We start from the raw sequence: 20,510 nt of genomic DNA, 5'->3' as shown, positions 1-20,510 counted from the left end.
TGGCTATCGGTCAGGCCCGCACATAACGCTGGCGCAACACATCACTGAGCAGGTCCACCAGCAACACCAGCACCAGCATGCCAAGGATCACCGTACTGGCCTGGGCTTCCTGGAACAGGCTCAAGGTGGTGTACAGCATCTGCCCCAGCCCCCCCGCCCCGACAAACCCCAGCACGCTGGCCATGCGAATGTTGTTCTCCCAGCGGTACAAGCTATACGCCAGCAACTGCGGCCACACATTGGGCAAGGTGCCAAAGCAGAAGGCCGCCACCTGGCTACCCCCCTGCAAACGGATCGCCGCCGCAGGCTCTGGCGGCGCGTTCTCCAGCGCCTCGGCAAACAACCGCCCCAGTACCCCGGCAGTGTGCAGCGCCAGGGCCAGGGTGCCTGCATTGGGCCCAAGCCCGGCGGCCAGCACGGTCAGCGCCGCCCACACCAGCTCCGGAATGGCGCGCAGGGCATTGAGCAGCAACCGCGCAGCGCCCTGCAACGGCCAACCGAAGCGGCCCGCCGCCGGCAGCGCCAGCAGCATCCCCATCATCATCGCCAACAGGGTGCCCAGCCCGGACATGGCCAGGGTCTCCAGCGCCCCGTGCCATACCGCCTTCAGGTGCCCGGCAGACCAGTCAGGGTGCAGGAAGCGCCCGGCGTATTCGCCCATCTGCCCCAGGCCGCCATTGCCGACAAGTGCTTGCAAGTCCAGCTGCAGGTACGCAAACGAGGCCGCTACCGCCGCCACGATGGCCCCCAGCAGTAGCAGGTTGATCACCCGGTTCATGCCAACCTCCAACGCAGCAAGCGGCTGAGCAGGTCGGCCAGGATCACCAGCAACAGGAACGTCAGCAGCATGCTGGCAACCTCGGCACCCGCAAACATGCGCATCGACAGGTCGATCTGCTGCCCCAGCCCCCCGGCGCCAACAAAGCCCATCACCACCGAAGCCCGTACCGCGCATTCCCAGCGGTACACGGTGTACGACACCACCTCGGCGGCGGCATTGGGCAGGATGCCGTAGAGGAACGCCGCCAAGCGCCCGCTGCCCGCCTGCAACAAGGCATGTGCCGGGCGCTGGTCGACCGATTCGAAAATCTCGGCATAGACCTTGCCGAGCATGCCGCTGTAGGTGATGGCAATGGCCAGTACCCCTGCCGTCGGCCCCAACCCTACCGCACGCACGAACAGCAACGCCCAGACTATCTCGGGCACGCTGCGCAGGAAAATCAGCACCCCGCGCACAGGCAGGCGTACCACCCGTGACCCTAACCCGGCCCGTCCGCCCCTGGATGCAGCGCGCAACGACAACGCCCGGCTGGCCAGCAAGCCAGCCGGGATTGCCAGCAGCAATGCCAGCGCCATGCCGGCAGTCGCCACGGCCAGGGTCTGCAACGTGGCGTCGTACAGCAATGCAAGAAAATCGGCGTCGTGGGCCGGTGGCCAGAACGCGCGGGTGAACTGGGCGATCTGCTGCCGGTTCTCTGCCTGCAACAGCACACCGGGGTTCAGCTCGCTCAACCGTATACCCGGCCACAGGACTGCCACAGCCAGCACGGCCAGCAGCAACCGCGGCAATAAGGCCGGGTCGCGGGTGCTGGCTTTCAGCATCGCGGAATCTGCACGGTCAGGGGTGCCCCAGGGGCTGGCGGCGAAGCCAGGTGTTCGTTGGCGTACAGTGCATCCAGCATCTGCCTGGTAACCGCAGTGGCCGGGCAGTCGAACGCCACCTGCCCCTCGCGAATACCGACCACCCGAGGGAAATGCGCCAGCGCCAGCTCCACCGCATGCAGGCTGGCCACCAGGGTAACGCCATGGCGCTGGGCATGGCGGTTGAGCAAAGCCAGACTGTGGTCGGCCAGCACCGGGTCCATGGCCGACACGGGTTCGTCGGTGAGCAGTACCTGCGGCCGTTGATACAACGCGCGCGCGATGCCGACCCGTTGCAACTGCCCGCCGGACAGTTGCCCACATTGCACGAACAGCTTGTCGGCCAGGCCCAGTTCAGCCAGAACCTGCCGAGCGCCTGCGACATCGCTGGGGTACAGCAGGTTGAACAAGCCGCGCAGCAGCCCCCACTGCCCCAGGCGCCCTGCCAGCACTGCCGTGACCACCCGTTGGCGCGGCGGCAAGGGTGGCGCCTGGTGTACCAGGCCGACCCGCGCACGTAAGCGTTGACGCGCCCGCACCGACAACGCCCAGGGCTGCTCGCCGAGCAGTTCCAGGCGCCCGCTGCCAGGCCGCACGGCCGTGGCCATCAGGTGCAGCAAGCTGGACTTGCCCGCGCCCGATGGCCCGATGATGGCCACGCGCTCGCCTTGGTCGATCTGCAGGCTGACGGCATCGAGAGCGCGCACCTGACCGTGGCGCAGGCCGGCGCCATGCAGCTGGATGGCCGCGTTCGAGGCTGTCACTTGAGCAGGCCGGCCTCACGCGCCGCTTGCTCGGTGCCCACGTAGTTCTCGGCCTTGGTCTCGATGAAGCGGCTGGCGGCCTGCAGGTCGAGAATCGCCTTGTCCGCCGGGTTGGCCGGGTCGAGGGCGAGGAAGGCCTGTTTGATCTTCTCTTTCAGCGCCGGATCCATGTTGCCGCGCACGGTCCAGTTGTAGTCGAAATAGGTCGGTGTGGTGGCGAAGACCTTCACCTTGCTGGTATCGACCTTGCCGGCGTCCACCAGCTTCTGCCAGACGCTGGCATTGAGCACACCTGCGTCGACCTTGCCCGCCTGCACCCACGCCACGGTGGCGTCATGGGCACCGGAATAGGCCACACGGCTGAAGTAGTCCTCAGGCTTGATGTTGTCTTGCTTGAGCATGAAGTAGCGCGGCATCAGGCTCCCGGACGTGGACGAGATGGAGCCGAAGGCAAACGACTTGCCCTTCAGGTCGGCCAGGCTTTTCACGTTGGGGTCGGCGGTGATGAACTTGGAGGTGAACTGCGCATCCTGCTCACGCTGCACCAACGGCGTGACGGTCGGGTCCTTCAGGTGAACCTGGACGAAGGTGAACCCACCCAGCCAGGCCAGGTCGAGGCGGTCGGAAGCCAGCGACTCGACCACAGCCGGGTAATCGGCCACCGGCACGAACTTCACTTCCATGCCCAACTGCTTGGCCAGGTACTCGCCCAACGGCTTGAACTTGCGCTGCAGTTCGGTGGGTGCTTCATCTGGGATGGCGCTGACCCGCAAGGTTTCAGCGGCCTGCACGACAACGGCACAGCAGGACAGCACAAGGCCAGCGGCGAGCGCCAGGGGGCGTTTGAGCATGGGGGGTTCTCCGGTTCAATGGCGGGGAAAAGCGGCTGCAAGTCGCAAGTCGCAAGCTGCAAGCTGCAAGCTGCAAGCTGCAAGCAAAAGCAAAAGCAGCCTGCATGTGGCTTTTGCTTTTGCTTTTGCTTGAAGCTTGAAGCTTGAAGCTGGCCCAAGGAATTATAAGAGGCACAGGCGCAAAGGCCAGCTTTGCTACAATCGCGCAACAAATTGACCTGCTGAGGTACGTATGAGCGAGCCGATTCGCCTGACCCAGTACAGCCACGGTGCCGGCTGTGGCTGCAAGATTTCCCCCAAGGTGCTGGACGTGATCCTCGCTGAAAGCGGCACCCAGGCCCTGGACCCGAAACTGTGGGTCGGCAACGCCTCACGCGACGATGCCGCGGTATACGCACTGGACGACGAACGTGGCGTGGTTTCGACCACCGACTTCTTCATGCCGATCGTCGATGACCCCTATGACTTCGGTCGAATCGCCGCCACCAACGCCATCAGCGACATCTACGCCATGGGCGGCGACCCGCTGATGGCCATCGCCATCCTTGGCTGGCCAGTCAACGTGCTGCCACCGGAAGTCGCCCGCGAAGTCATCCGCGGTGGCCGTGCCGTGTGCGCTGAAGCCGGTATTCCACTGGCCGGCGGCCACTCCATCGACGCTCCCGAGCCCATCTTCGGCCTGGCTGTCACCGGCGTGGTCAGCAAGCGCCACCTCAAGCGCAACGACACCGCTAGCGCCGGCTGCCAGCTGTACCTGACCAAGCCACTGGGCATCGGCATCCTCACCACTGCCGAGAAAAAGGCCAAGCTGCGCGCGCAGGACCAAGGCCTGGCCCGTGACTGGATGTGCACCCTCAATACCCCCGGCAGCCGCTTTGGCAAGCTGGACGGGGTCAAGGCCATGACCGACGTCACCGGCTTCGGCCTGCTCGGCCACCTGGTCGAACTGGCAGAAGGCAGCGGCCTTACCGCGCACCTGGACTACGCCGCTGTACCGCGCCTGCCCAGTGTCGACCACTACCTGGCCGAGGGTTGCATCCCCGGCGGCACCCTGCGCAACTACGACAGCTACGGGCACAAGATCGGTACGCTCAGCGACGACCAGAAGCACCTGCTGTGCGACCCGCAAACCAGCGGTGGCCTGCTGGTGGCAGTTACCCCGCAAGGTGAAGCAGAGTTCCTGGCGGTGGCCGCCGAACTGGGCCTGCAACTGGCGCCGATCGGCAAGCTGGTCGAGCGACAGAGCCACGCGGTCGAGGTGATCTGATGCGCCCCGACTGCACCGATTTTCGCCAGCTGTTCCTCCACGACGTGCCGATGATGGACATGCGCGCGCCGGTCGAGTTCGCCAAAGGCGCCTTCCCTGGCGTGGTCAACCTGCCACTGATGAACGACCAGGAGCGGCAGAAGGTCGGCACCTGCTTCAAGCAACAGGGCCAGGCCGCCGCCATCGCGCTGGGCCACCAGTTGGTCAGCGGTGCTACCAAGCAGGCCCGCCTGCAAGCCTGGGTAGCCTTTACCCAGGCGCATCCCGAGGGCTACCTGTACTGCTTCAGGGGCGGCCTGCGCTCGCAGATCGTGCAGGGCTGGCTGCGCGATGAAGCGGGCATCCAGTACCCACGCGTCAGAGGTGGCTACAAGGCCATGCGTAACTTTCTGCTGGGGACGACCCAGCAGGCGGTGGCCCAATGCGATTTCGTGCTGGTCGGCGGCCTGACCGGCACCGGCAAGACCGATGTGCTGCAGCAACTGGACAACGTGCTCGACCTGGAAGGCCACGCCAATCACCGCGGCTCCAGCTTCGGCAAGCGCGCCACGGCGCAGCCGGCGCAGATCGATTTCGAGAACCAGTTGGCCATCGATGTGCTGAAGAAGCGTGCCCGAGGGGTCGAGCAGTTCGTGCTGGAGGATGAAGGCCGTATTGTCGGCAGTTGCACGTTGCCGCTGGAGCTATACCAAGGCATGCAGCGGTATCCGCTGGTGTGGCTGGAGGACAGCTTCGCTAACCGCGTGGAACGCATTCTTCGCGACTATGTGATCAACCTGAGTGCCGAGTTTATGGCCGTGCATGGCGAGGAAGACGGTCGCCGCCTGTTTGCCGAGCGCATGCTGCAGAGCATGGCCAACATCCACAAGCGCCTGGGTGGCGAACGCTACCAACGGCTATCGGAAGTTCTGCGCCAGGCCCTGGAAGAACAGCAGCGCAGCGGCGCGGTGGACCTGCACCGGGGCTGGATCGAGGGTTTGCTGAACGAGTACTACGACCCGATGTATGCCTACCAGCGGGCAGCCAAGGCCGAGCGCATCGAGTTTGCCGGGGATGCCGTGGAAGTGCGCGAGTACCTCAAGGCCCGGGTACTGCGCCAGCGACACCTGTAAAACCAGGGTCGCTTCGCGCCCCATCGCAGGCAAGCCAGCTCCCACTTCGATCGCATCGACTTCAAATCCTGTGCAATCCCTGGGGGAGCAACTGTCTTGCTCAAAAGCCATAAGCTGGCGCAATCCCTCTGGGAGCGGGCATGCCCGCGAAGAGGCCCGTACAGGCAACTCACTGCCCCGGGCTAAGCACCCGCTCCAGCTCCGCCGCGCGGTCGCGGGTCATGCTCATCATGCAGGTACCGCCTTCCAGCTGCGCCATGGTCCCGCCACTGGCCTGCACATGAAACTGGCAATTGCCATCGCGGTACGCCAGCCACTTGCGCTGCACATCGCGCAAGCTTTTCTGCTGCCCGGCATCCAGCTTGCCCATCAGTTGCTTATACACCCGGTTCAACCGCTGGTCCTGCACCTGCGTCTCGGCCCCGATGCACTCACTCATGGCCACCGTGCTGGAGGCCTTGTCCATGCACTGCACGTACGCCGCCGTGTAGTCATCGGCCACGGCCAATGGCAGCACGCAGGTCAGTGCCAGCCCTGCCAGGTATTGCTTGCACATGCCTACTCTCCTTTTAGGTATCAAAGCGTCTGGGGTTGCACCGGCGGCATCAGCACCTTGCCCGGCTCGAATTGCAGCGCTGGCATCTGTGTGGCGGCATAAACCGCCACACCCAACGCCGCAATCAAGGCCACATCAAGCCAGTTCCAACCGGGCATGTCCTCAGCGCTGCGGGCCTTCCAGCAATGCCAGGCCTGGCCCAGGCAAAACACGCCCATCGCCGCCAGCCACAGGTAGAAGCCGGCACCAAACCCGCTCAGGTCATGGAATTCATAAGTCTGGTTATCCGGCAGACGGGTGATGCCGAAGCTGCTGCCCGCCAGGTAAGCCGCCGCCAACCCGGCCAGCAAAGCCAGCCGGCGAAAGCGCCGGTGGGCAAGGATGGCCAACGCCAGCAGCGGGTTGGCAAACCATTGGTGCAAGCCGAAGGGCAAGCCCCATGGCCCGTACAGCAGCATCTGCAGCGCCGGCATGTGATGCCCGCCATTCATGTGCGCGCCGTTGAAGAACAGGGCGAGCAAGTACAGCAGCAGGCTGATGCTCAGGTAGAAAACGGGCAAAGGGCAAATTCCTAGGCGACTGGGGGCTCAAGCAGCAGACCATAGATGCCGGAGTCGGACAACTCACCGGCCACGCACCAGCGCGCCCGCAGGGTGCCTTCAAGCACGAAACCTTGCCGTTCCAGGGTGCGTGCCGAGCCTTGGTTGCGCGGGTCGATCTCACCTTCCAGGCGGCGCATGTGCAGGGTGTTGGCCAGGTAATCGATGAAGCAGGTGAGCGCTTCGTCCATGTAGCCCCTGCCCTGCACGGCGCTGGCCAGGCAGTAGCCGATCTCGCCACGGCGGGAAACATCGTCGATGTTGAACAGCTGGACCATGCCGATGAGTTCACCGTTGTCGCGGCGGTACATACCCAGCTTGAGCTGGTCGCCATTGGCATAGGCTTCGCGGTCGGCGGCCAGGGCGCTTTCGGCCTCAGCCAGGTTTTGCCAAGGGGCATGGTGCCAATAACGCATGACCTCGGGGTCGGCCATGATCGCCAGCCACTGCGCGGCATCGGCATGGCGCATGGGGCGCAGTTGCAGGCGCGGGCTGTCGAGGCAGAGGTCACTGGGGAAACTGCGGGGTGGGGTCACGCCGGATCTCCTGTCCATTGCTGGGGAGATGACAGTTTAACGTCAAGCGCGAGGTTACGGCATCCCGGGGCTGCTGCGCAGCCCATCGCGACACAACACCTGAGCTTTGCGCAGTACCTGTGGGAGATTCTATGGTTTCTGGCAAGGGTAGCCGGAGCATCTTCAGCGCCTGTGAGATCGAGCGCCGCCCGCGCGGCGCAATCGCGAGCTGCGCTCGCTCCTACGTTTGTTTCGGGCCAGTAACCCCTGTGCCAGATGCGCGCGGACGCCTTGTGCTTACGACGCGATTTTGAGGCATGCGCCAAGGCGTTCGCGCGCAAATCCCACAGGAATAATTGGCCCGAAACAAACGTAGGAGCGAGCGCAGCTCGCGATGCGCCGCGCGGGCGGCGCTCGCTCTAACAGGCGCTGCATACCTTGTGGCAAACACCTGTCAGCCCTAAGGCGATCCCTGTGGGAGCTGGCTTGCCGGCGATAGGGCCAGTGCAGGCCAGCGAAAAAGCGTCAGGCCACCTCGGCCCCATCATCCGGCCAATGCGGCTCGTTGGCCCCAGGCGGTGTCAGCGGTGGCAGCCCATATGCTGCCCGGGCGGCGTCACAACTGGGGTTGTGCACCCCACCCTCCCACGACGCCTCGAACTCACGGCACGGGCTGGAGCGGTTGGCATAAATGGTACAGGCCACCTCTTTGCCGACCTCGCCCTGAAGAGCGATACAGCGGCACGGCTTGGCATCGGTGCCGATCATGGCCACACGGGTAGGGTTGACCTGCACCACCAGGTCATCCGGGACAACGCCCCCGGCAGACTGGCATTCGCCCCAGAAGAAAGACACACGGAAGTACCCGCAGCAGGCGCCGCAGTCAAGGCAAGGGTTGTATTCGGACATGATGGCACGGAGGGAAGGTTGTTGTTATCGGGTCTGGCCCGCGGCGCCATTCTCAGTCCAAGCAGGGGCGGCTGGATAGAGGGGCAACGCAAAAAAAATTGCCGCTGATCCGGCCGCCTGGCAACGCTAGCAGATGGCTTTGTAAGTGTCGGCGTCCCAGCGCTGCAAGGCCAGGCCCGCGCTGGGTTCGTAGGCTGCACCCTGCACCTCGCTGAAGCGCATGGGCGCTTGGCCACAGTGCACCAGGCGGTTGTCCTTCTCACCCTCGGTGAGCACGGTATAGGACGCCTTTCGCATGGCCTGGTACTGGTCGTCTGCCGCCGCCATTTGCTGGTGATACTGCATCAGCTGGCTGTCGGTCAACGCCAGGCGCTTGCCCAACTGCACACCCCAGCGGGCCAGGCAGACTTCGGCAAAGTGGCGAACGATCAACCCCGGCTCAGCCAACACCTTGCCCGCGCCCGCGCCGTCAAGCGATGCGTTGCCTACCAGCGTGGCGTGCCGGCCAGGCATTGGATAGATGCAGATGCGTGTAGTGCTCGCCACGGCAGGAACCACGCAGGCAAACCCTTTGGAACGCTCATCCCGTGAATAGAACCCCACGTACTCCTTCACATTGCCGGTCAGGCTGACCCGCTGCTGCTGCACATTGCCAACGCCCGGTACCGGGTCGATGGCAAAGATGTTCACCGGTATGTCGCGCAGTACAGGGTCTTGTGCCATGGCATTGGCCAGCATGTGGCAGCTGATCCCTCCCCTGCTCCAGCCCACCAGGTTGACCTGGGTCGGCAGGCGCGGCTTGCGGAACATGCTGATGATGCCCTCCTGCAATTGCTGCGGTGTGGGGTGGCGGGCGCCGTAGCTGTAGTTGCGCCAGAACCATGAAGCCGCAGACCCGGCATCCGGTATCGGCACCCCGGCTTGCTTCAGCCGCTCGTATTCTTCCTTGCTCAGTTCGTTGCGCTGCCAGTTGCTTTCGCCTTTGATCACCTGCAGCACGTGGTTGACGTTTTCTTCCCAGCCGCGGCCAAACAGCTGCCCGGTCCAGTTGTAATAGCCACCAGGTTCCACGAACAGGTTGTCATCCTGAAGATTGCCGCTGCCTGGACCATCGACAGCAATCCAGTGGGCGAACTCGTGGCCCTGCTCGTTGCTGGCCAGGGTCGAAACCAGCTCGCCGTTCCAGAAATTGGGGTTGGCGTGGTCGAAGCGGTGCGAGCCGGTGCCGCAGAAATAGGCGGTGAAGACACTCATGGGGGGATCCCTTCGGTGAGAAATGAGTGCCGAAGGTAGGTTGGCTGAGGCTTGGAATGCAGGCGGAAAGCTCGCCCGGCTGAAGACCCTGGGGCTGCTTTGCAGCCCTTTCGCGACACAAGGCCGCTCCCACCGGTACAGCGCAGCTTTCGGATGCTGCGTGGTCCCTGTGGGAGCGGCCTTGGGTCGCGATGGCCTTACTTGCGGACCAGCCCGTCAGCCCGGAACATCTGCCGGATGCCGCGGATGGCCTGGCGAATGCGGTCCTGGTTCTCGATCAGGGCAAAGCGCACATGATCATCGCCGTAATCACCAAAACCGATGCCCGGCGACACGCATACCTTGGCCTCGGCCAGCAGCTTCTTGGAAAACTCCAGCGACCCCAGGTGCGCATACGCCGGCGGAATCTTCGCCCAGACGTACATCGACGCCTTGGGGTTCTCGACCATCCAGCCCAACTCGTGCAGGCCTTTGACCAGCAGGTTGCGGCGCTGGCGGTACTGCTCGGCAATGTCGCGCACGCACTGCTGGTCGCCTTCCAGGGCAGCGATGGCCGCCACCTGCAGCGGGGTGAAGGTGCCGTAGTCGTGGTAGCTCTTGATCCGCGCCAGCGCATTGACCAGCTCGGGGTTGCCGACCATGAAGCCAATGCGCCAACCCGCCATGTTGTAGCTTTTGGACAGAGTGAAGAACTCCACCGCAATGTCCTTGGCGCCCGGCACCTGCATGATCGACGGGGCTTTCCAGCCGTCATAGACGATGTCGGCATAGGCCAGGTCATGCACCACCAGCACACCATACTGCTTGGCCAGTGCCACCACACGCTCGAAGAAGTCCAGCTCTACGCACTGCGCGGTGGGGTTGGACGGGAAGCCAAGGATCATCATCTTCGGCTTGGGTATCGACTCGCGAATGGCGCGCTCAAGCTCGTTGAAGAAGTCCACCCCCGGCACCAGCGGCACGGAGCGCACCTGGGCGCCGGCGATCACCGCGCCGTAGATGTGGATCGGGTAGCTGGGGTTGGGCACCAGCACGGTGTCGCCCTGGTCGAGGGTGGCGAGCATCAGGTGCGCCAGGCCTTCCTTCGAACCGATGGTGACAATGGCTTCGCTCTCCGGGTCGATGTCGACTTCGTAGCGCTCCTTGTACCAGTTGGCGATGGCCCGGCGCAGGCGCGGAATACCGCGCGAGGTGGAATAGCCGTGGGTGTCTTCACGCTGGGCAACCTGCACCAGCTTCTCGACAATGTGCGGCGGCGTGGCGCCATCGGGGTTACCCATGCTCAGGTCGATGATGTCCTCGCCACGGCGGCGGGCAGCCATCTTGAGCTCGGCAGTGATGTTGAAGACGTAAGGGGGGAGACGATCGATGCGCGCAAAGCGGCGCGGCGAACCTGGGTTGGCCATGGTTTCCTCTGAGAACGTAAGCGCCCGGAACCGTCCGAGCGACGCTGGCCGATAGGGCGGCCTGGATCAGAAGATAGTGCCGAGACAGGATACCTGTAAAGGACAAAAACCTGTTTTGTTAGATCTTTTCAGAAGTATTTTTTGAAAATACAGGATTTATGTTTTCCTGCACTGGCCTCTTCGCGGGCTCGCCCGCTCCCACAGGGTTACCCGCAGCCCCTGGGCCTGCGCCGTGGCCGGCACAGGAAAAACACCCATAAAAAAACCCCGGCACATGGCCAGGGTTTTCGTGAAACAGGCAGCTATTTCAGCGTGCGTATGTCATCAGCACGTCCGCAGCAGTTTGGCTGTCCACACCCATCATCACGCTCAGGGCAGTGACGGTGAGGATGGAGAAGCCGAACACCTTGCGCGCCCACTTGCTGTCGTCCTCGGCCTTGTAGCCACCCCAGGCCATGTACAGCCAGTACAGGCCCATGGCAGCTGCCACGGCCAGGTAGCCGAGGCCGGCGTAACCGCCGAGGGTGAGCATCAAGGTAGCGAGCACGAAAGCCAGTACGTACAGCACGATCTGCTTCTTCGCCGCCAGAATGCCGCGCGCCACCGGTAGCACCGGAATGTTGGCAGCGCTGTAATCCTTGAAGCGGAAGATGGCAATGGCAAAGCTGTGCGGCATTTGCCACAGGCTGAACATCACCAGCAGGGTTACCGCAGCCAGGTCGAAGCTGTTGCTCACGGCGCAGTAGCCGATCACCGGGGGCATGGCACCCGACAGGCTGCCGACCAAGGTGCCGTGCACCGACTTGCGCTTCAGCCACAGGCTGTAGAAGCCGACGTAGACGACGAACCCTACTGCTGCGCAGAACGCCGACAGCGGGTTGGCCTGGACATACAGCAGGCTGAAACCCGCCACCCCAAGCAGGGTGGCGTAGATCAGCGCGAGGGGCAGCGACATGCCGCCCTGAACCATCACGCGGTTCTTGGTGCGCTCCATCTTGTGGTCGATGTCACGGTCGATGCAGTTGTTGAACACGCATCCGGACGCTACCACCAGCGAAGTACCGATCACCGCCGCCAGGAACAGGGCGAAATCCACATGGCCCTTCGAGGCAAGGAAGAAACCGCCTGCCACGGAAAGCACGTTACCGAAAATGATCCCCGGTTTGGTGATTTGGATAAAGTGCTTAACGGACATGCAGTCTTACCTCACTTGGCCAGCATTTCGAAGTGGATGCTGAACATGATCCACAGCGACAGGCCGACCAGCAGTGCGATCACCAGCGTGGTGAACAGGAACGTCGATACGTTGTTGCGTTGCTCTTTCGAGCGGTCCATGTGCAGGAAGTACACCAGGTGCACAACCACCTGGATCACGGCCATGGCAACGATGATCAGAACGGTCAGGTTCTTCGGCAGGCTGGCGGTCATGGCCAGGCCGAACGGGATCGCGGTCAGGATGATCGACAGTACGAAACCGATCATGTACGACTTGACGCTGCCGTGATTACCTTCGTGATGAGTGTCGTGTGCGTTAGCCATTACAGAACCCCCAGCAGGTAAACGACGGTGAATACGCAGATCCAGACCACGTCCAGGAAGTGCCAGAACAGGCTCAGGCAGCTCATGCGGGTCTTGGCGGTCGGCGTGATGCCGTGCTTGTTGATCTGGTACATCATGATTGCCATCCAGATCAGACCAGCAGTCACGTGCAGGCCGTGGGTACCTACCAGGGCAAAGAAGCCCGACAGGAAGCCACTGCGCTGCGGGCCGAAGCCCTCGCCGATCAGGTGATGGAATTCATAGATTTCCATCGCGATGAAGCCTGCACCGAACAGGAAGGTCACAGCCAACCAGCCCAGCACACCTGCTTTCTTGCCATCGAACATCTTCAGCATGGCGAAGCCGAAGGTGATCGAGGACAGCAGCAGGAACAGCGTTTCAACAGCTACGAAGTCGAGCTGGAAGATGTCGTGACCCGACGGGCCGCCGGCAAAACTGCCGGACAGCACCGCGTAGGTGGCGAAGAGCGACGCAAACAGGATGCAGTCGGTCATCAGGTACAGCCAGAAACCCAGTACGGTCATCTGGCCCGAGTCGTGGTGGTGGTCGTCATGCCCATGGTCGTGACCATGAGCTGCGCCGCCGTGCATTACTTGACTGGACATTGATTACACCCGCTCAAACGATTCGACACGTGCGCCGGCAGGCAGAGCACCTGCTTTGGCCAGCGCTTTCATACGCTCGCCTTCGATGCGCGCCACTTCTTCGGCCGGAACCATGTAGCCCTGGTCGTCACGTGCAGCGTGGCGAACGAAGACCGCGATGGTTGCAACCAGGCTCGCGCCCACCAGCCACCAGATGTGCCAGATGAAAGCGAAGCCGAAGACGGTCAGGAACAGGCCCATGAACAGACCGGTAGCAGTGTTGCTCGGCATGTGGATGGCTTCGTACTTGGCCGGAACCTTGTACGCAACGCCTTCTTCCTTGGCTTCGTGCCAGCAGTCCAGGCCAACTTTCTCAGGCATGTGAGCGAAGTTGTAGAACGGAGGTGGCGAAGAAGTCGACCATTCCAGGGTACGGCCGCCCCATGGGTCGCCGGTCACGTCCAGGTTCTGGTTGCGGTCGCGGACCGAAACGTACAGCTGGATCAGCTGGCAAGCGATACCGAACAGGATCAGCACGGCGCCGACAACGGCTACGTACAGGTAGGGTTCCCACAGTGGGTTGTCGGAGTGGTTCAGACGACGGGTCATGCCCATGAAGCCCAGGGCGTACAGCGGCATGAACGCAACGTAGAAGCCCGACAGCCAGAACCAGAAGGCAGCTTTGCCCCACTTCTCGTTCAGGGTAAAGCCGAAGGCTTTCGGGAACCAGAAGGCGAAGCCGGCGATGTAGCCGAATACCGCGCCACCGATGATCACGTTGTGGAAGTGCGCAATAACGAACAGGCTGTTGTGCAGAACGAAGTCAGCACCTGGAACGGCCAGCAGTACGCCGGTCATGCCACCGATGGAGAAGGTGACCATGAAGCCCAGGGTCCAGAGCATCGGCGGGGTGAAGCGCACGCGGCCCTGGTACATGGTGAACAGCCAGTTGAACAGCTTCACACCGGTCGGGATGGAGATCAGCATCGTCGCCAGGCCGAAGAAGGTGTTGACGCTGGCGCCGGCACCCATGGTGAAGAAGTGGTGCAGCCATACCGCAAAGCCAAGGATGGCGATCGCGCCCGATGCGTAGATCATCGAGTGGTGGCCGAACAGGCGTTTGCCAGAGAACGTCGAAGTCACTTCCGAGAACACGCCGAAGGCCGGCAGGATCAGGATGTAAACCTCAGGGTGACCCCACGCCCAGAACAGGTTGACGTACATCATCGGGTTCCCACCAAGCTCGTTGGTGAAAATGTGGAAGTCCAGATAACGGTCAACAGTCAGCAGCGCGAGTGCAGCAGTCAGGATCGGGAACGATGCAACGATCAGGACGTTGGCCCAGGTGCAGGTCCAGGTGAAGATCGGCATGTCCATCAGCTTCATGCCAGGTGCGCGCATCTTCATCACGGTGACGAGGAAGTTCACGCCGGTAAGCGTCGTACCCAATCCGGATAGCTGTAGCGCCCAGATGTAGTAATCGACACCTACCCCAGGGCTGTACTGGATGCCTGCGAGCGGCGGATAGGCAACCCAGCCGGTCTTGGCGAATTCACCAACGCCCAGCGAGATGTTGACCAGCAGCACGCCTGCCAGCAGCAGGTAGAAGCTCAGGGAGTTCAGGAACGGGAAGGCAACGTCACGTGCACCGATCTGCAGAGGAACCGCCAGGTTCATCAGGCCGGTGAAGAACGGCATCGCCATGAAGATGATCATGATCACACCGTGGGCGGTGAAGATCTGGTCATAGTGTTCAGGCGGCAGGTAGCCTTCGGAGCCACCGGTTGCGGCAGCCAGCTGGGTACGCATCATGATGGCGTCGGCAAAGCCGCGCAGCAGCATGACCATCGCGACGATGATGTACATCACGCCGATCTTTTTGTGGTCGACAGTAGTCAGCCACTCGCTCCACAAGTAGGTCCACTTGCGGAAATAGGTGATAAGACCGACGACAGCGATACCGCCGAGCGCGATCATGGCAAGCGTCACCATGACTATCGGCTCGTGATAGGGTATCGCCTCCAGGCTTAATTTACCGAACATCTCTTACTCCTCTGCACCGGCAGCTGGTTGCATACTCGATTCCACACCCTTGGTTGTGGCCAGATCTTTGCTGCCAGCTTCTTCGTGGCTACGGCCGCGGTTCATGCCTTCGTACTTGTCTACGATCAGCTGGAACTGCTCTGGCGATGCCTCGCTATACAGCGCGACTGGGTTGTTTTCGCTTGGTTTGGCCAAGGCTTCGTATTCGGCCTTGTCCAGATTCTTCGGCGACTGCTTGACCTCGGCGACCCACTTGTCGAAGTCTTCCTGGGAAGTGGCAGTAGCCTTGAATTTCATGCCGGTGAAGCCAGCACCGCTGTAGTTGGCGCTGATACCGTCGAATTCGCCGTTTTCGTTGGCGATCAGGTGCAGCTTGGTGGTCATGCCGGCCATGGCGTAGATCTGGCCGCCCAGGCCCGGGATGAAGAACGAGTTCATCACGGCGTCGGAGGTGACGCGGAAGTTGACCGGGGTGTTAGCCGGGAAGACGATCTTGTTGACCGTGGCAATGCCCTGCTCCGGGTAGATGAACAGCCACTTCCAGTCCAGCGCGACCACGTCGATCTGTACCGGCTTGACGTCGGAGTCCAGCGGACGGTACGGATCCAGCTTGTGGGTGGACTTGTAGGTGACGTAACCCAGGGCGATGATGATCAGGATCGGGATGATCCACACCGCGGCCTCGATCTTGGTCGAGTGCGACCAGTCAGGGGTGTAGGTGGCAGCCTTGTTGGAAGCACGGTACTTCCAGGCGAACGCCAGGGTCATGATGATGACGGGCACCACCACCAGCAGCATAAGCCCGGTAGCGATCAGGATCAGGTTCTTTTGCTCAATGCCGACCTGGCCCTTCGGGTCGAGCAGGGTCCAGTTGCACCCACTGAGTAAAAGCATGCCTAAAAAGGGCAATATGCCAAACAGTCTGGGGTAACGCTTTTTACTCATCTCACGACCTCTAGATCAGCTTGCTTCAATGCAATTTGTGTTTTGGTAGCCAACACTTCGTCCTGCCAAGTGAGGCATGTCGCGCCCGTACTCGCTCCTGCCTGGGTCTGACTGCAGGACCTTGGCTCAAGCGGGTTAGCGGTGCTTTTGGTTTCGTAGGCAACAGGCCTGTACTTCAGACCAAGTCCATTTGGTGCGGGAAAACGCGGAGGGGGGTCCGCCCGGTATCGCCGTTGGGCGAAACTTGACGAAGTCAGCAAAAAGAAGCGCTGGGGCTTCCTTCAATCCTGCGACTCGCAAGCAGTGCCGAACGGGAATTGGGGGCGATTGTAGTTAGGTCGCCAACCCTTGACTATGACTTATTGAGCAACAGTCTTTTACAGAATCTGCAACAATGGCGACTGATTATTCAACTTCGCGACAGTTTGTCGCACCCCGCTTGCCAGGCCTCAAAGCCGCATGCTGCAAGGCTTTGAGATTGATCCAGATCAAGCGGGCGGCAACTTTTCCCTGTTCTCGCGGCCTGTAAAAGACCCCACGCAAATCGGGACTTTTGTCTAAGCCTGGCGGCGGTTTCGGTAGATGCCAAGCGGCACCAGCACAGCGGTCAGAACGAAGGCTACCAACGCCCATTGCGCCAGCGACAAACCGAGGATCGGCGGGTATGGCGTGCTGCAGAAGCCGTCGACCTGGAATGCCAAGGGCCACAGCTTGGCCAGCGGCAGGTCATCGACGATCGGCTGGAGCGTATCGATACCACAACTGACCATCGGGTTGGCGAGTATATACACATGGTTGCCAGCCGCAATCATTCCGCCAATGGCACTGAGCACGACCAGGGCCTCGAAGAAGGTCAGGCTACGGCGCCCGGGCATGGCCGCCGCGATGAACGCGAACACGGCAATGAACAGCAGTGCGTAGCGCTGCAGGATGCACAACGGGCACGGCGCCTCGCCCAGTACCACCTGCATGTAGAGCGCGCCGCCGATCAGCGAAATGCAGATCAGGCCCAGCAGCACCAGAAAGCGCCGTTCCCGATTCAGGCGCGATGTTTGTTCGTTCATTACCGGTTCCTTCGATGGAAAGTGGCAGCGTGGTCCGCCTGCCCTGGCGCAAGTCTACACGCTGAGCGGGGCCTGTGAGCGTGCCGAGGAAGCGGCGTGATAGCACTGCGCAGGGCTATCCGGTGTGGCTGAGACCGGCCAGAACGAGGTCGGTTCAACGGCGGGCGGCAAAAAACCAGCGCCCGGGCGCCGCGCAGGGGCAAGCCCCTCGACACCCGGGAGTGAAGGATACCGTGATTAAAGGATGATTAAGAATGAAAGCGGCGCTGGTGCTTTCATCTTTCCTTTATATATAGGCACAAAGGTGTGATGCGTGGCATGCCGCTGGAAATGCATAAGGCTGGACCGGCCCTATCGCCGGCAAGCCGGCTCCCACAAGGAACATTACAAGCCCCAAAACCTGCTCAGTCCCCGTGGGAGCCGGCTTGCCGGCGATAGGGCCGGTACGGCCACTCCATCACTCCAGCGCCGCCGCCGGCCCGAAGAACTCGTAGCGGCTCTGCTGTTCCGGCACGCCCAGGCCCTTGAGCTGACGCTTGACCGCCGCCATGAAGCCCTTCGGCCCAAGGAAGTACGCATCCACGTCCCGTTCACGCGGCAGCCACTCGGCCAGCAGGTCTTCGCTCAGCACGCCCACGGCATCGGCCGCATCACCATCCGGCTCGGCATAGCAGTAGAAGCGCTTGAGCTGCGGGTGGCGCGCCGCCAGGCCATCGATCCAGTCACGGAAGGCATGCACCGCACCATTGCGTGCGCAGTGAATGAAATGCACCTGACGCCCGGTGTGCAGGGCGGCCTGCAGCATCGCCAGGGTCGGGGTAATGCCCACACCGCCACTGATCAGTACCAGCGGCTTGGCACTGGCAGCCAGGGTGAAGTCACCTGCTGGCGGGAACAGTTGCAGGGTATCGCCAACCTGCAACTGGTCATGCAGGTAGTTGGACACCTTGCCGCCCGCCTCGCGCTTGACGCTGATGCGGTACTCCTTGCCGTCGCACAACGCCGACAGCGAATAGTTGCGGCGCTGTTCGGCACCGTCGATGTTCAGTTTCAGGCCAATGTACTGCCCGGGCTCGGCCTTGAGCACCGGTTTGCCGTCTACAGGGGCGAAGTAGAACGAAACGATTTCGCTGCTTTCCTGTTCGCGGCGCACCAGGCGGAACTCGCGGGTCCCGCGCCAGCCACCTTCGGCCGCTTCCTTTTGCTGGTAAAGGTTTTCTTCGGCACCGATCAGGATGTCGGCCAACTGACCATAGGCAGCGCCCCAAGCCTCGATCACCGCCGGGGTGGCAATGTCCTTGCCCAGCACTTCCTCGATGGCGCGCAACAGGCAACTGCCGACGATCGGGTAGTGCTCCGGCAGAATCTGCAAGGCGACGTGCTTGTTGATGATCTGCCCGACCAGGCCGCCGAGTTGCTCCAGCTGGTCGATGTGGCGAGCATACATCAGCACGCCGTTGGCCAGCGCGCGCGGCTGGTCGCCGCTGGCCTGGTGGGCCTGGTTGAACAGCGGACGCACCTCGGGGTACTCGCTGAGCATCATCTTGTAGAAGTGAGTGGTCAGCGCTTCCCCGCCGCTTTCCAGCAGTGGGACTGTGGCCTTGATGATCGCACGTTGGTCGGCATTGAGCATTGCGGTGACTCCTGGGCCTAGGGCTTCAAATGATGCCTAGGTCATTACACCAATCATGCCAACTTAAATTTCCAATTAAATCAGACACTTGAGACCAACCATGTCAAAAAGACGCAGTAGGCCGTATAGTCATAAAGACCTACTGGAGTCCATATGACCACAAAGCCTTTGCTCACCACGTTGCTGCCACTGGTCAGTGACCTGTCCCGCGAATTGCCCGACCAGGAGCGCTATCGCCGCCTGTTGCAGGCCATGCGCAGCCTGCTGCCATGCGATGCCGCCGCGCTGCTGCGCCTGGACGGCGAATGGCTGGTACCGCTGGCCGTGGACGGGCTGAGCCCCGATACCCTCGGCCGGCGGTTCCGGGTGAGCGAACACCCGCGCTTCCAGATCCTGCTCAGCCGCCCCGAGCCCACCCGCTTCGCCAGCGATTCCGAGCTGCCCGACCCCTATGATGGCCTGGTGACCGCCGTCGCGGCCTCGCTCGAAGTTCACGACTGCATGGGCTGCCCGTTGATGGTCGATGAGCGCCCATGGGGCCTGGTCACCCTCGATGCGCTGACCCCGGGGCAGTTCCAGAGCCTGGAGCTGGACGCCCTGCAAGCGTTCGCCAGTCTGGCCGCCGCGACCGTAACCGTGGCCGAGCGTATCCACCACCTGGCCCTGCGTGCCGAAGACGAACATCACCGCGCCGAAATCTACCGCCAGGCCAGTGGCCAGCACCAGGAGCTGATCGGCCAAAGCCCGGCCCACAAACGCCTGGTGGAAGAGATCCGCCTGGTCGGTGGCAGCGACCTGACGGTACTGATCACCGGCGAAACCGGTGTTGGCAAGGAGTTGGTGGCGCAGGCCCTGCACCAGGCCAGTAGCCGCGCCAACCAGCCGCTGGTCAGCCTCAATTGCGCAGCCCTGCCGGACACCCTGGTGGAAAGTGAGCTGTTCGGCCATGTGCGCGGGGCCTTCACCGGCGCGCACGGCGAGCGCCGCGGCAAGTTTGAACTGGCCAACGGCGGCACGCTGTTCCTCGACGAAGTCGGCGAACTGCCGCTGACCGTGCAGGCCAAGCTGCTGCGCGTTTTGCAAAGCGGTCAGTTGCAACGCCTGGGGTCGGACCGCGAGCACCGCGTGGACGTGCGCCTGATCGCCGCCACCAACCGTGACCTGGCGGCCGAAGTGCGCAACGGCAACTTCCGCGCCGACTTCTATCACCGCCTCAGCGTGTACCCGCTGCAGGTACCGCCACTGCGCGAACGTGGGCGTGATGTGCTGCTATTGGCCGGCTACTTCCTCGAACAGAACCGTTCGCGCCTGGGCCTGAACAGCCTGCGCCTGAGCAGTGAGGCCCAGGCCGCGCTGCTGGCGTATGCCTGGCCTGGCAACGTGCGCGAACTGGAACACCTGATCGGCCGTTCAGCGCTCAAGGCGCTGGGCCAACACCCCGACCGGCCACGTATCCTGACCCTTGAGGCCAGCGACCTGGACGTGCGTACAACGGCACCGGCGGCCGCAGCCACGCCCCTCCCTGCCCCGCCGCTGTCGGTAGCCAACCTGCCCGAGGGTGGCCTGCGCGAGGCCGTCGACAGCTACCAGCGCCAGGTGATCGAAGCGTGCCTGCAACGGCATCAGGACAACTGGGCGGCAGCGGCGCGCGAGCTGGGTCTGGACCGTGCCAACCTCAGCCGCTTGGCCCGTCGGCTGGGGCTTCGCTGAGGTTTATCTACAAAAGGATTAACCCAGAAAGCCATCTGGTTGCTTCCCGCCTGGCTGCTATATCTCCCTAACCACCCCACTCTCGGCTGCCTGGTCG

20 protein-coding genes are annotated in these 20,510 nt (G+C 62.5%); 3 read left to right on the top strand and 17 right to left on the bottom strand.

Annotated elements, in window-relative coordinates; genetic code table 11:
- Positions 1-10: 10 nt before the first annotated feature.
- The 4 genes from phnE to FPB55_RS04160 are packed head-to-tail and all read right to left on the bottom strand — an operon-like array spanning position 11 to position 3,256.
- The gene (phnE, locus tag FPB55_RS04175; protein WP_054890554.1) at positions 11-778 is read right to left on the bottom strand and encodes a phosphonate ABC transporter, permease protein PhnE; all 768 of its coding nucleotides are present in this window, start codon (positions 776-778) and stop codon (positions 11-13) included.
- Positions 775-1,602, bottom strand: a complete 828-nt coding sequence (locus FPB55_RS04170; protein WP_054890553.1) for an ABC transporter permease — start codon at positions 1,600-1,602, stop codon at positions 775-777. Before FPB55_RS04170 ends, phnE begins: the two co-directional genes overlap by 4 nt.
- Complete coding sequence (locus FPB55_RS04165) at positions 1,596-2,405, bottom strand: ATP-binding cassette domain-containing protein (RefSeq protein WP_054890552.1); 810 nt, start codon at positions 2,403-2,405, stop codon at positions 1,596-1,598. The genes FPB55_RS04170 and FPB55_RS04165 overlap by 7 nt, the downstream gene beginning before the upstream one ends.
- Positions 2,402-3,256, bottom strand: coding sequence for a putative selenate ABC transporter substrate-binding protein (locus FPB55_RS04160; RefSeq protein ID WP_009682057.1), 855 nt, complete (start codon positions 3,254-3,256; stop codon positions 2,402-2,404). Before FPB55_RS04160 ends, FPB55_RS04165 begins: the two co-directional genes overlap by 4 nt.
- A gap of 232 nt (positions 3,257-3,488) precedes the next feature.
- Between FPB55_RS04160 and selD the strand changes: the two genes are divergently transcribed.
- On the top strand, positions 3,489-4,523 hold the full coding sequence (gene selD / locus FPB55_RS04155; RefSeq protein WP_029887425.1) for a selenide, water dikinase SelD: 1,035 nt from the start codon (positions 3,489-3,491) through the stop codon (positions 4,521-4,523).
- Positions 4,523-5,635, top strand: coding sequence for a tRNA 2-selenouridine(34) synthase MnmH (gene mnmH, locus FPB55_RS04150; RefSeq protein ID WP_144187579.1), 1,113 nt, complete (start codon positions 4,523-4,525; stop codon positions 5,633-5,635). The genes selD and mnmH overlap by 1 nt, the downstream gene beginning before the upstream one ends.
- A 169-nt stretch (positions 5,636-5,804) precedes the next feature.
- Here mnmH and FPB55_RS04145 read toward each other — a convergent pair whose 3' ends face one another.
- The 13 genes from FPB55_RS04145 to hmpA form a co-directional block, all read right to left on the bottom strand.
- Complete coding sequence (locus FPB55_RS04145) at positions 5,805-6,191, bottom strand: lysozyme inhibitor LprI family protein (RefSeq protein ID WP_054890549.1); 387 nt, start codon at positions 6,189-6,191, stop codon at positions 5,805-5,807.
- Positions 6,192-6,211: 20 nt separating this feature from the next.
- Positions 6,212-6,751: a hypothetical protein gene (locus tag FPB55_RS04140; RefSeq protein WP_125855768.1), complete on the bottom strand. Its 540-nt coding sequence runs from the start codon at positions 6,749-6,751 to the stop codon at positions 6,212-6,214.
- Positions 6,752-6,762: 11 nt separating this feature from the next.
- Positions 6,763-7,326 (bottom strand): GNAT family N-acetyltransferase, encoded by a 564-nt coding sequence (locus FPB55_RS04135; RefSeq protein ID WP_009681616.1) that lies wholly within the window; start codon positions 7,324-7,326, stop codon positions 6,763-6,765.
- A 504-nt stretch (positions 7,327-7,830) separates the two neighbouring features.
- Entirely contained in the window at positions 7,831-8,214 is a 384-nt protein-coding gene (locus tag FPB55_RS04130; protein WP_029886718.1) for a YkgJ family cysteine cluster protein, read from the bottom strand.
- Positions 8,215-8,340: 126 nt separating this feature from the next.
- Complete coding sequence (locus FPB55_RS04125) at positions 8,341-9,468, bottom strand: hypothetical protein (protein WP_054890291.1); 1,128 nt, start codon at positions 9,466-9,468, stop codon at positions 8,341-8,343.
- 197 nt (positions 9,469-9,665) lie between these two features.
- Entirely contained in the window at positions 9,666-10,874 is a 1,209-nt protein-coding gene (alaC, locus tag FPB55_RS04120) for an alanine transaminase (protein ID WP_009682133.1), read from the bottom strand.
- A 307-nt stretch (positions 10,875-11,181) separates the two neighbouring features.
- Positions 11,182-12,069: a heme o synthase gene (cyoE, locus tag FPB55_RS04115; RefSeq protein ID WP_029886721.1), complete on the bottom strand. Its 888-nt coding sequence runs from the start codon at positions 12,067-12,069 to the stop codon at positions 11,182-11,184.
- Between the two features lie 11 nt (positions 12,070-12,080).
- Complete coding sequence (gene cyoD / locus FPB55_RS04110) at positions 12,081-12,413, bottom strand: cytochrome o ubiquinol oxidase subunit IV (protein ID WP_003248599.1); 333 nt, start codon at positions 12,411-12,413, stop codon at positions 12,081-12,083.
- Positions 12,413-13,039, bottom strand: a complete 627-nt coding sequence (cyoC, locus tag FPB55_RS04105) for a cytochrome o ubiquinol oxidase subunit III (protein WP_029886722.1) — start codon at positions 13,037-13,039, stop codon at positions 12,413-12,415. The genes cyoD and cyoC overlap by 1 nt, the downstream gene beginning before the upstream one ends.
- 3 nt (positions 13,040-13,042) lie before the next feature.
- On the bottom strand, positions 13,043-15,061 hold the full coding sequence (gene cyoB, locus FPB55_RS04100) for a cytochrome o ubiquinol oxidase subunit I (RefSeq protein WP_009685201.1): 2,019 nt from the start codon (positions 15,059-15,061) through the stop codon (positions 13,043-13,045).
- A 3-nt stretch (positions 15,062-15,064) separates the two neighbouring features.
- Entirely contained in the window at positions 15,065-16,006 is a 942-nt protein-coding gene (gene cyoA / locus FPB55_RS04095) for a ubiquinol oxidase subunit II (RefSeq protein ID WP_144187577.1), read from the bottom strand.
- A 557-nt stretch (positions 16,007-16,563) separates the two neighbouring features.
- Positions 16,564-17,070, bottom strand: coding sequence for a disulfide bond formation protein B (locus FPB55_RS04090; RefSeq protein WP_009685199.1), 507 nt, complete (start codon positions 17,068-17,070; stop codon positions 16,564-16,566).
- Between the two features lie 457 nt (positions 17,071-17,527).
- Positions 17,528-18,703: an NO-inducible flavohemoprotein gene (hmpA, locus tag FPB55_RS04085; protein WP_115293404.1), complete on the bottom strand. Its 1,176-nt coding sequence runs from the start codon at positions 18,701-18,703 to the stop codon at positions 17,528-17,530.
- A 153-nt stretch (positions 18,704-18,856) separates the two neighbouring features.
- Between hmpA and norR the strand changes: the two genes are divergently transcribed.
- Complete coding sequence (norR, locus tag FPB55_RS04080) at positions 18,857-20,413, top strand: nitric oxide reductase transcriptional regulator NorR (RefSeq protein WP_110678782.1); 1,557 nt, start codon at positions 18,857-18,859, stop codon at positions 20,411-20,413.
- Positions 20,414-20,510: the final 97 nt, after the last annotated feature.

It is taken from the genome of Pseudomonas sp. BJP69 (assembly GCF_007633355.1).
GTDB lineage: Bacteria > Pseudomonadota > Gammaproteobacteria > Pseudomonadales > Pseudomonadaceae > Aquipseudomonas > Aquipseudomonas juntendi.
This window is presented reverse-complemented; position numbering and strand designations above follow the sequence as displayed.

Bases quoted from the DNA above. Each gene is read 5' to 3' on its own strand.
- phnE (WP_054890554.1), bottom strand. From the start codon at position 778: ATGAACCGGGTGATCAACCTGCTACTGCTGGGGGCCATCGTGGCGGCG.
- cyoE (WP_029886721.1), bottom strand. From the start codon at position 12,069: ATGTCCGTTAAGCACTTTATCCAAATCACCAAACCGGGGATCATTTTC.
- FPB55_RS04090 (WP_009685199.1), bottom strand. From the start codon at position 17,070: ATGAACGAACAAACATCGCGCCTGAATCGGGAACGGCGCTTTCTGGTG.
- cyoB (WP_009685201.1), bottom strand. From the start codon at position 15,061: ATGTTCGGTAAATTAAGCCTGGAGGCGATACCCTATCACGAGCCGATA.
- FPB55_RS04125 (WP_054890291.1), bottom strand. From the start codon at position 9,468: ATGAGTGTCTTCACCGCCTATTTCTGCGGCACCGGCTCGCACCGCTTC.
- FPB55_RS04160 (WP_009682057.1), bottom strand. From the start codon at position 3,256: ATGCTCAAACGCCCCCTGGCGCTCGCCGCTGGCCTTGTGCTGTCCTGC.
- alaC (WP_009682133.1), bottom strand. From the start codon at position 10,874: ATGGCCAACCCAGGTTCGCCGCGCCGCTTTGCGCGCATCGATCGTCTC.
- cyoC (WP_029886722.1), bottom strand. From the start codon at position 13,039: ATGTCCAGTCAAGTAATGCACGGCGGCGCAGCTCATGGTCACGACCAT.
- norR (WP_110678782.1), top strand. From the start codon at position 18,857: ATGACCACAAAGCCTTTGCTCACCACGTTGCTGCCACTGGTCAGTGAC.
- cyoA (WP_144187577.1), bottom strand. From the start codon at position 16,006: ATGAGTAAAAAGCGTTACCCCAGACTGTTTGGCATATTGCCCTTTTTA.
- FPB55_RS04130 (WP_029886718.1), bottom strand. From the start codon at position 8,214: ATGTCCGAATACAACCCTTGCCTTGACTGCGGCGCCTGCTGCGGGTAC.
- mnmH (WP_144187579.1), top strand. From the start codon at position 4,523: ATGCGCCCCGACTGCACCGATTTTCGCCAGCTGTTCCTCCACGACGTG.
- selD (WP_029887425.1), top strand. From the start codon at position 3,489: ATGAGCGAGCCGATTCGCCTGACCCAGTACAGCCACGGTGCCGGCTGT.
- hmpA (WP_115293404.1), bottom strand. From the start codon at position 18,703: ATGCTCAATGCCGACCAACGTGCGATCATCAAGGCCACAGTCCCACTG.
- FPB55_RS04145 (WP_054890549.1), bottom strand. From the start codon at position 6,191: ATGTGCAAGCAATACCTGGCAGGGCTGGCACTGACCTGCGTGCTGCCA.
- cyoD (WP_003248599.1), bottom strand. From the start codon at position 12,413: ATGGCTAACGCACACGACACTCATCACGAAGGTAATCACGGCAGCGTC.
- FPB55_RS04170 (WP_054890553.1), bottom strand. From the start codon at position 1,602: ATGCTGAAAGCCAGCACCCGCGACCCGGCCTTATTGCCGCGGTTGCTG.